Source organism: Streptomyces sp. NPDC054796 (assembly GCF_053611545.1).
This window is the reverse complement of sequence record NZ_JBSHAO010000113.1, coordinates 1-9,300: the sequence shown is the minus strand read 5'-3', so window position 1 is coordinate 9,300 and position 9,300 is coordinate 1. Positions and strand designations below refer to the sequence as shown.

The window sequence follows — 9,300 nt, the reverse complement described above, 5'->3', positions numbered from 1 at the left end:
GCCCCGCCGGCCGTCCGAACCCCCACCACCCCCCCCCACCCTGCCCCCCCGCGTCCCCCCCCCCCCACCACGGCACCGACCCCCACCCACACACCAACCCCACACGACCACCGGCACAAACCAAGAACCACGCGGCGCCAGCCACACCGCACCGCAACCACACACCGCGCCGAAGCCACCCACCCGCACCCGAAAAACGACAAACAGCAAAGCGCAGCGCTCAGTGCCGGGGATCGAAGTCGTTCATCAGGCCGCCCGATGCCTTTTTGAGGGCCGCCCACCGCGTGTGACGTGACGCGGTCGTGTGCCACTCGTCGCGCGAGCGGCCCTCGCGCCTCCCTCCGCGCACACGCCACCCCCGCACCACCAACGCCACCGGAACCCCCAGCACTCCCACCACGCACAGCGCCGCTCCCCCCGTCCGCCACCAGCTCGGCCCGAAGTGGGCCAAGGCGCCCGTGCCGAGCGCGCCCCCCGCGAACCCCGCGAGGAGCGCCATCAGCGCGCCGCAGCAGCAGGCCGTGAGCACGGACACCAGCAACGTGCCCCCCACCCCCTCCGCGTCCGCGCGCCCATCGGCCCCGGCCGTAGGCGCGACGTCGCGCCCGACGTACCACCCACCCACCACCCCCGCCACAAGCGGCAGCACCCCCACCCCCCAGGTCAGCGGCCCCCCACCCCCCTCCCCCGGCAACGCCGCGAGCAGCGGAAAGTGCGGAAGCTGCGGATACCCGACGGCGCCGTCCAGCGGATTCACCACGCTGCCCGCCCCGAGCGTGAACCCGGGCCCGAGCGCGTACGCCGCCCCCCAGACGGCGGCGTTCGGCACCAGCGCGACGGCGGCCAACAGCACCGCGACGTAGCCCGACCACGAGTCCGTGAGCTGCGGAAACGCCCGCTGCGCGGCCCCCGCGTGCCACACCGTCACGCCACCGGCGAGCAGCGCACCGCCCCCGACCAGTACGGCCACGGCGGCACCCGCGCCCCGTACGGCGGTGAGGACCCGTCGCCGGGTGAGGACGCGGAGCAGCGGGCGCGCGAACACCCGTTTCAGCCAGCGCAGCCAACGCAGTCGGTTCAGCCGCGCGGGCAGCTCCAGCGCGGGCCGCCCGCCGCCCAGCCATCCCGCGACGGCCGTCACGCCGAGCACGAAGAGCGGCAGCCGGAGCACGGCGCTGAGCACGTCGACACGCAGCGGACCAGTGGCCGTGTAGCAGACGGCCGCGCCCGCGACCAGCAGGTATCCGCCCGCCACCCAGCCGACGACGGACCTCGGGCCGCGCCCGTCCCCGCGCTCCTCCCCCTCCACGAGGGCGAGCAGCGTCGTGCGGTACAGCAGCCAGGCGGGTGGCACGGCGAGCAGCATCGGGGTGAGCGCCATGGGCGCGGACTGCCCCGACAGGGTCTCGGCGCGCACGAGTCGCGCCCCGTGCGCGAGCAGCCAGAGGTCGGCGGCGACGTGGAGCGCGCCGCCAGGGCCGCTGTCCGGGTACGGCGAGGTGATCCACAGGAGCAGCACGACGACGGCGAGGAGGCCGAGGCCCAGGCACGCGGCGACGGCTCCCCCGAACAGCCAGGCACCGGACGCGGGCAGCGGTCGCCGCGCCGTTCGGGCGTACGGGGACAACGAGGGGCTGCGATGCGTCACTTGGCTCACGGGCGCCATGCTGCCAAGAACACCCGTTTCGCCCCGGTATCGCGCGAATCGTCGCTGTGTCGCCCAGGATGTCCGTATGTATCTTTTCACACAAAGTGCCAGAGCGATCCGGCCCTCGTACCCGAGTGTGGAGAGGAAGCCGGGCGCGTGAGGGGCGGAGACGGCCGCCGTTCCGAGCGTCCCACCAGGAAGAAGGCCGACGCCGAGCCGCCACCGGAGCCAAAAGCGGACCCGGACCCGGACCCGGACCCGGAACCGGAACCCGGAACCCGGCCCGGGACCGGGACCGGGGTGTGGGAGAACGAGGAGGACCTGCTCGCGCTCGTCGCCCTCGTCACCCCCCTCACCCCCGTCACATCCGCCACCGTTCCCACGCGGCCCGAAACCCCGGCGCGCGCCTTCGACGCCCTGTACGCGCAACACGCTCCCGCCCTCAGCCGCCAGGCGTTCCTGCTGTGCGGGCACCGTCGGATGGCGGACCGGGCCGTCGCCGCCGCGTTCCATCTGGCCTGGGAGCGCTGGCCCGAGGTCGCCGTCGACCCGGACCCTGGCGGGTGGGTCAGGGCCGCGATGTACACGTACGCGCTCTCCCCCTGGCGTCGGCTCCGCCCCCGGCGACGGCACCGGGACACCCGTCGCGCCCCCGCCTCCGACCGGGCGCTGCTCGAAGCGCTGCTGGCGCTGCCTCCCTCGTACCGCGCCGCGCTCCTCCTGCACGACGGTCTCGGCGTCGGCCTGTCCGCCATCGCCGCCGAGACGGAGGCGAGCACTCCGGCCACGGCCGGGCGGCTGGAGCACGCGCGCGACGCCGTACTCGAACGGATGCCGGAGCTGCGGGACGAGCCGGGCGCGCCGCGCGGCGTCCTGCTCTCCGCGCGGCTGCGGGAGCTGGCCGCGGCACAGCCCGCGCGCACGCGCCCGGCGCGGCTCGTGCGGCGCGGCGGCGAACGCCGGACGCGGCGTCGGCACGGTGCCGCGGTCGGTCTGACGGTCACGGTCGCCGTGTTCACCGGGGCCGCGCTGTGGAACGGGTCCGACGGCGCTGACCGGCCGGCCGACGACAAGGCGCGGGGGCAGGCCGTCGGCAGCACGCGCTTCGCCCCCTCCGCCGGGCCCCCGGACAGCTCGGGCGCGGGCGCGGACCCGGGCGCGGACCAGCATGCGCGCGGTGCCAAGGGGGGACACCCGAGCGGTGGTGAGCGGAAGGCCAAGGACGCGGTCCTCGGCATCGTCCAGCCCCTGCCCGGAGCCGCGCCGGAGACCTCCGGCTCCGCGTACGCGCCCCAGTTGCGCTCCGTCAACCGCCGCATGCACATGGACGACTTCACGCCCGACGGCGAGCTGAAGCGCGACCAGCCGCGGACGGAGGCGGTCGCCCGGGAGCGTGAGCGGGAGGAGGCACGCGAGCGCGAGAAGAAGCGCGAACGGGCGCAGCAGCGGGAACGCGCCGAGCAGCGGGAGCGGGAGAAGGCCCTCCGGAAAGCGGCGAGGGCGGCGAAGACCGGGGAAGCCGGGAAGACCGGGGAGGCGGGTGGGCCCGGGCTGTTCCAGGGCCGGTTCCCCGGTCCGGTCCGGGCGGCCGTGGCCGGGTCGCGCCACGCTGACGGGCCCGCCCCCCGGTGAGGGGGACGGGCCCGTCAGCGTTCGCACGGAGACCGGACGGCCTCGGCGCGTCAGGCTCGGCGTCAGCCGTGCGCGGCCGGTACGGCCGACACGACCGGTGCAGCCGGTACGGCCAGCGCAGCCAGCACGACCGGTGCAACCGGTACGGCCAGCACGACCGGCGCAGCCAGCGCAACCGGTGCGGTCGGCACGGCCACGTCAGCCGGCTCGGGCCGCACGGCCCGTAGGGCCGCCGTCAGCCGCCGAGCTGCTCGCGCGCCAGGCGCGCGGTCTCGGACGGGGTCTTGCCGACCTTCACGCCCGCGGCCTCCAGGGCCTCCTTCTTCGCCTGCGCCGTGCCGGACGAACCGGAGACGATGGCGCCCGCGTGACCCATGGTCTTGCCCTCGGGAGCGGTGAAGCCCGCGACGTAGCCGACGACCGGCTTGGTCACGTTCTCCTTGATGAAGTCCGCGGCCCGCTCCTCGGCGTCGCCGCCGATCTCGCCGATCATCACGATCAGGTCGGTGTCGGGGTCCGCCTCGAACGCGCGCAGCGCGTCGATGTGCGTCGTGCCGATGACCGGGTCACCGCCGATGCCCACGGCCGTCGAGAAGCCGATGTCGCGCAGCTCGTACATCATCTGGTACGTGAGCGTGCCGGACTTCGACACCAGGCCGATGCGGCCCGGCTTGGTGATGTCCGACGGGATGATGCCCGCGTTGGACTGGCCCGGGGTGATGAGGCCGGGGCAGTTGGGGCCGACGATCCGCGTCTTGTTGCCCTTCTGGGCGGCGTAGTCCCAGAAGTAGGCGGTGTCGTGGACCGCGATGCCCTCGGTGATCACGACTGCGAGGCCGATGCCCGCGTCGACGGCCTCGACAACAGCGTCCTTGCTGAACTTCGGCGGGACGAAGATGACGGTCACGTCGGCGCCGGTGGCCTCGATGGCCTCCTTCACGCCGCCGAAGACGGGCACCTCGGTGCCGTCGAAGTCCACGGTGGTGCCCGCCTTGCGCGGGTTCACACCGCCGACGATGTTGGTGCCGGAGGCCAGCATCCGCTTGGTGTGCTTCTGGCCCTCCGAGCCGGTCATCCCCTGGACGATGACCTTGCTCTCCTTGGTAAGGAAGATAGCCATGGTTCTCGGTGTCCTCGTCCCTCTTACTTGGCAGCCAGCTCGGCGGCGCGGTCGGCCGCTCCGTCCATGGTGTCCACCTGCTGCACGAGCGGGTGGTTGGCGTCGGTCAGGATCTTGCGACCCAGCTCCGCGTTGTTGCCGTCGAGGCGCACGACCAGCGGCTTGTTGACGTCCTCACCCTTGCTCTTGAGCAGCTCCAGGGCCTGGACGATGCCGTTGGCCACGGCGTCGCAGGCGGTGATGCCGCCGAAGACGTTGACGAAGACGGACTTGACGTCCGGGTCGCCGAGGATGATCTCCAGGCCGTTGGCCATGACCTCGGCCGAGGCGCCGCCGCCGATGTCCAGGAAGTTGGCGGGCTTGACGTTGCTGTGCGCCTCACCGGCGTACGCGACGACGTCGAGGGTCGACATGACCAGACCCGCGCCGTTGCCGATGATGCCGACCTGGCCGTCGTCGAGCTTGACGTAGTTCAGGCCCTTGGCCTTGGCAGCCGCCTCGAGCGGGTTGGCGGCGGCCTTGTCCTCCAGCGCGTCGTGGTCGGGCTGGCGGAAGTCGGCGTTGGCGTCCAGGGACACCTTGCCGTCCAGCGCGATGACCTTGCCGTCGCCGGTCTTGACGAGGGGGTTCACCTCGACGAGGAGGGCGTCCTCCTTGACGAAGACGTCCCACAGCTTCTGGAGGACGTTCACGACCTGGTCGTGCAGCTCGGCCGGGAACTTCGCCGCCTCGACGATCTCGCGGGCCTTCGCCTCGGTGACGCCCTCGATGGCGTCGACCGGGATCTTGGCGAGCGCCTCGGGCTTGGTCGCGGCGACCTCTTCGATCTCCACGCCGCCCTCGACGGAGGCCATGGCCAGGAAGGTGCGGTTGGTGCGGTCGAGGAGGAAGGAGACGTAGTACTCCTCCGCGATGTCCGCGGTCTGGGCCAGCATCACCTTGTGGACCGTGTGGCCCTTGATGTCCATGCCCAGGATGGCGTTGGCCTTCTCGACAGCGTCCGCCGGGTCGGAGGCCAGCTTCACGCCACCGGCCTTGCCGCGGCCGCCGGTCTTGACCTGCGCCTTGACGACCGCGCGGCCGCCGAGACGCTCGGTCACCTCGCGCGCCGCCTCGGGCGTGTCGATGACTTCACCGGCCAGCACCGGTACGTCATGCTTGGCGAAGATGTCCCTCGCCTGGTACTCGAACAGGTCCACGCGCGTCCGTCCCCTTAATCAGTGGTATCGCGGTCGATGTCAGCGTGGGCGTGCCGCGTGGCCGCGGCGTCGCCGGTGGCGCGCGGCATGTCCGCCTTGCAGGTTAGCTCTGTGCGTGAGCGCTTCATAAATCGCAGCTCACACCGGCGCGGTGACAACGGTCACAAATGGTCTCCCGCCTGCTGCGGAGCGCCTCGGCGGCCGGGGAGACCGGCGTACGTCAGGGGTACGTACGAGGGACCGCCGTCCCTCGTACGTACCCCTGACGTTGTCGCTTTCCATGGCCCGACGTCCTCGGCGGCTCTCCCCACAGAGACCGCCGCGGCCAGGCCGGGGTGGGGCGTCGCTCAGCGGTCGAGCAGCACCGAAGGGAGCGAGCCGACGACCGGCGGCACCGACGACGAGTCGCCGGGTATCGGCCCGACGCCCGGGATGCCGGGCAGCGAGAGCGGCACGACGCCGATGCTCGGCACGCCGGGCACCACCTCGGGCACCCCGATCACCACGTCCTCCGGCACATCGGGCGCGTGCGGGACGGCGGACGCAGCCGCGAGGCCGGACACGGTTCCGGCTGCCGGAGCTCCCGTGGACGCCGGAAGCGCACGGGTCCCTCGCGCCGCTGACACGGCTTCCCTGGTCTTCTCCTGGGCATGTCCTACCGTTTCCGCCGTTTCCGCCGTCTCCGCCGTGCCAACTGTTTTCGCTGTTTTCGCTGTTTTCGCTGTCCGCTTCACGTGCGCGGGCACGTGCACGTCCCGGCCGGTCGCCTTCTTCGCGGGGAGGGTCGTCACCGTGCCGTCGTCCAGGACGTCCTTGGTGTCCAGGGCGTCGTCGACGTCGACCGTGCCTGCCGTACTCGCCGTACTCGCCGTGCCGAGGACGCCGTCGGCCGACGGCAGCCCGTCCGCCTGTGCCGCGGTGGCCCCGAGGGCCCACAGCCCGGCGGCGGCAGCGGCGACGGCGGCTCCGCGGCGGATGCTCTTCCGCATGCGCATCGCTGTCCCGATTCCGTAGTGGTGGAGGGGAGGGAGGTGGGAGAGGGAGGGGGAGGGAGGGCGGGGCGGCTCACCCCCACGGAGAGCCGCCCCACCAGCCTGGATGGAGGACTGTCCCTCAGACCGCCGGGACGGTGACGGGCAGCGAGGAGGCGCCGGGCAGCGTGGCGGCGGGCAGCGTCGAGGTGACGGGCAGCGCCGGGATGTTGGCGGCGTCGGTCAGGTCACCCGCACCGGACACCGCGTCGACGCCCCGCACGCCGGTGACGGCGTTGCCCGCGAGGGTCTGCGTGTCCGTGGCGGCGTTGTTGCCGAGGCCACCGGCGAACGGGGTGACGTCGGCGGCCAGGCTCTGGCCGAAGGCGCTGACGTGGCCGGCCACGTCACCGGTCACGCCCTGGGCCAGACCGTCGGCCTGGATCGTGATGCCCGCGGCGTAGGGGACGGTGGTGGAGACGGCGTGGTCGGCGGTCGTGCCCGCGTCACCGGCGGCCTGCTCCGCGACGTCGGTGGTCTGACCGGCGAGGTCCGTGACCGGCGCGGTGACCGGCAGGGTCCGCACGACGAAGGACTGCGCGACGGGCGGCAGCACGGAGACGACGCCCGCACGGCCCACGAGCGGCTGCACGGTGGTGACGGTCTGCTTGGTGTTCTTGACGACCTGCTGGGTCGTGCCGCCCTTGAGCGCCGTGGTGAGCTGCTCGGGGCGCAGTCCTGCGGCGGCGATGCCGCTGAAGAGGTCGCCGGTGCCCGGGGCCGAGGGCACGGCGGGGAGGCCGTCGGTCCGGAGCCCGTCGGTGGGCAGGTCCTGAGCGGGCAGGCCCTCGGTGGTGGTGGGCAGGCTGTGGACGGCGCCGAGGGCCGGGACCTGCGGCAGCTCCTGCGGCAGCCCCTCGCCCTTGAGGCCGTCGACGGCCTTGGTGCCCTTGCCCTTGACGTCACCGGCCGCGTCGGTGGCCTTGCCGACGGTCTTGCCCGCGGTCTTCTCGGCGCCCTTGACGGCGCCCTTGGCCGCGTCGCCGCCCTTGCCCAGGTCACCGGTCTTGCCTGCGAGCCCGCCGGTCACACCGTCGACGGTGTCCGTCACGGAACCGGCGTCCGGCGCGGTGGTCGTGGACAGGTCCTCGAGGCCGGTCTCCGGGACGCGCTTGGTGGGCAGCTTCTGGGTGACGCTGTCGGTGGTGTCCTGCACCTCGCCCTTGAGCCCTTCGACGGTGTCGGTGACCGTGCCGGTGGCGGAGTCCGCGTCGGCGCCCTTGAGCGAGTCGGTCACGGAACCGGCGTCGGGCGCGACGGGCAGCTCGTCGGCGCTGGCGGTGGCGGCGCCGAGCGCCCAGATCCCGGAGGCGGCAGCGGCGAGGACGACGGTACGGCGGATGTTCTTGCGCATGATTGGGGAGAGTCCTTCGAATTCAGGGGAATCGGCTGTGGGCAGACCTGTCCACCCCCGCGTGGCAGGTACGGGGAACGCAGACGCGTGGACGGTCCGCCCTAGCCGGGGAATTCGAGGATGTCGCCGGCCCTGTCACGGGTCGGCGAGGTGTGCGCGGCGCGCACCGCGCCGGGCTGCGGCAGCCCGTAGCGCTCCATGTCGCTGACGTAGGCGGCGAGCTGGTCCGCGCCACCGCGCGAGCCGTTGCCGTCGCCGAAGCTCTGCGACGAGGTGGAGGAGGTGGGAGCGGGCGTGGCAGGCAGGTGGCGCAGCGGGAGCCGGTCCGCCGGGACGCCGCCGTTGTCGTCAGCGCCGTGCGCGGCGGCTGCCGCGTGCTGCGCCACGTGGCCGCTGTGCGCGGGGTCGAACGAGGGCGGCGACGAGGCGTGGTGCCGGGGCCCGTGCGGGCCGTCCGCGCCCTTGTCGTCCCGCTCGCCGTGCGCGGCGTCCTGGCCGTGCCCGTCCGAGGGGCGGCCCTCGGAGCCGTCGCCGTGGCCGGGCCGCTGGCCGTGGCCGAGGCGGTCCGTCAGCTCGTCGAGGCCCACCGTGTGGGCGACGCCCTGCACGGTCTCGACGGTCTTCTCGCCGACGGGACGGGTGACCCCGCCCGTGTGCTCCGCGCCGTTCTCGGCGCTCTCGGCGACCGGCTCGACCACGGCATCCGTCGTCCTGCCCGCCTCCTCGCGCGCCTCGGCGCGCTGCTGGTCGAACTCGGCGCGTGCCGCGTCCGCCTGCGCTTCCGCCTTGTCGCTCTCTTCGGAGCCTGCCTCGGCGCCCGCCTCGTTACCCGCCTTCTGAAGCGCACCGGCGCCGGGCTCCAGCAGTCCGCTGGAGGACCCGGCACCGGCCGCACCGTCCTGCCGCGGACCGGAGTCCGCGTGCGCGCTGCCGCCGAAGAGGAACGCGAGAGCGAGGAAACCCCCCAGGAAGAACACCGTCAGCAGCGCACGCCGCGCCACTGCCGTGCGCGGAAGGCGCACGGCGGCAGGCATGGCGAAGGCAGCGGACAAGGAGGGGGACCTTCCCGGGGAATGGGGACGGGGCTACGGAACACGGGCCGCGCGGGGTCACGGAAAGTGACCCGGAGCCCTGCGTTCCGGCGGTGAGAGAGATCCTTGCACGCGGACCGGGCCCCTCCGCAACTCCCGTCACAACTTGTTCACTTCTCGTGCGGCCGGGTCACCGGTCGGCCGGTGTGGCCGGGGCGACCCGGGACCCCCCCCCCCCGATGCCCCCGCGCGTCCCCCCCCACCGCGGCCCCGCCCCGGCCACCC

General features: G+C 73.6%; 7 protein-coding genes. 1 reads left to right on the top strand and 6 read right to left on the bottom strand.

Going from position 1 to position 9,300, the window contains the following annotated elements; all coding sequences use genetic code 11:
• Positions 1–220 precede the first annotated feature (220 nt).
• Entirely contained in the window at positions 221–1,657 is a 1,437-nt protein-coding gene (locus ACWGJ2_RS39495) for a cell division protein PerM (protein ID WP_453351239.1), read from the bottom strand.
• Between the two features lie 147 nt (positions 1,658–1,804).
• Here ACWGJ2_RS39495 and ACWGJ2_RS39490 point away from each other — a divergent pair, with 147 nt between their 5' ends.
• Positions 1,805–3,280, top strand: a complete 1,476-nt coding sequence (locus ACWGJ2_RS39490; RefSeq protein ID WP_453351238.1) for an RNA polymerase sigma factor — start codon at positions 1,805–1,807, stop codon at positions 3,278–3,280.
• A gap of 235 nt (positions 3,281–3,515) precedes the next feature.
• Here ACWGJ2_RS39490 and sucD read toward each other — a convergent pair whose 3' ends face one another.
• The 5 genes from sucD to ACWGJ2_RS39465 all read right to left on the bottom strand — a co-directional run bounded on the left by sucD (position 3,516) and on the right by ACWGJ2_RS39465 (position 9,036).
• Positions 3,516–4,400 carry a succinate--CoA ligase subunit alpha gene (sucD, locus tag ACWGJ2_RS39485; protein WP_453351237.1) on the bottom strand — a complete coding sequence of 295 codons (885 nt, stop codon included), beginning with the start codon at positions 4,398–4,400 and terminating at the stop codon, positions 3,516–3,518.
• Positions 4,401–4,423: 23 nt separating this feature from the next.
• Positions 4,424–5,599: an ADP-forming succinate--CoA ligase subunit beta gene (sucC, locus tag ACWGJ2_RS39480; RefSeq protein WP_453351236.1), complete on the bottom strand. Its 1,176-nt coding sequence runs from the start codon at positions 5,597–5,599 to the stop codon at positions 4,424–4,426.
• A 347-nt stretch (positions 5,600–5,946) separates the two neighbouring features.
• Entirely contained in the window at positions 5,947–6,588 is a 642-nt protein-coding gene (locus ACWGJ2_RS39475; protein WP_453351235.1) for a hypothetical protein, read from the bottom strand.
• Positions 6,589–6,712: 124 nt separating this feature from the next.
• Positions 6,713–7,984 (bottom strand): hypothetical protein, encoded by a 1,272-nt coding sequence (locus ACWGJ2_RS39470; protein ID WP_453351234.1) that lies wholly within the window; start codon positions 7,982–7,984, stop codon positions 6,713–6,715.
• A 101-nt stretch (positions 7,985–8,085) separates the two neighbouring features.
• Complete coding sequence (locus ACWGJ2_RS39465) at positions 8,086–9,036, bottom strand: hypothetical protein (protein WP_453351233.1); 951 nt, start codon at positions 9,034–9,036, stop codon at positions 8,086–8,088.
• Positions 9,037–9,300: the final 264 nt, after the last annotated feature.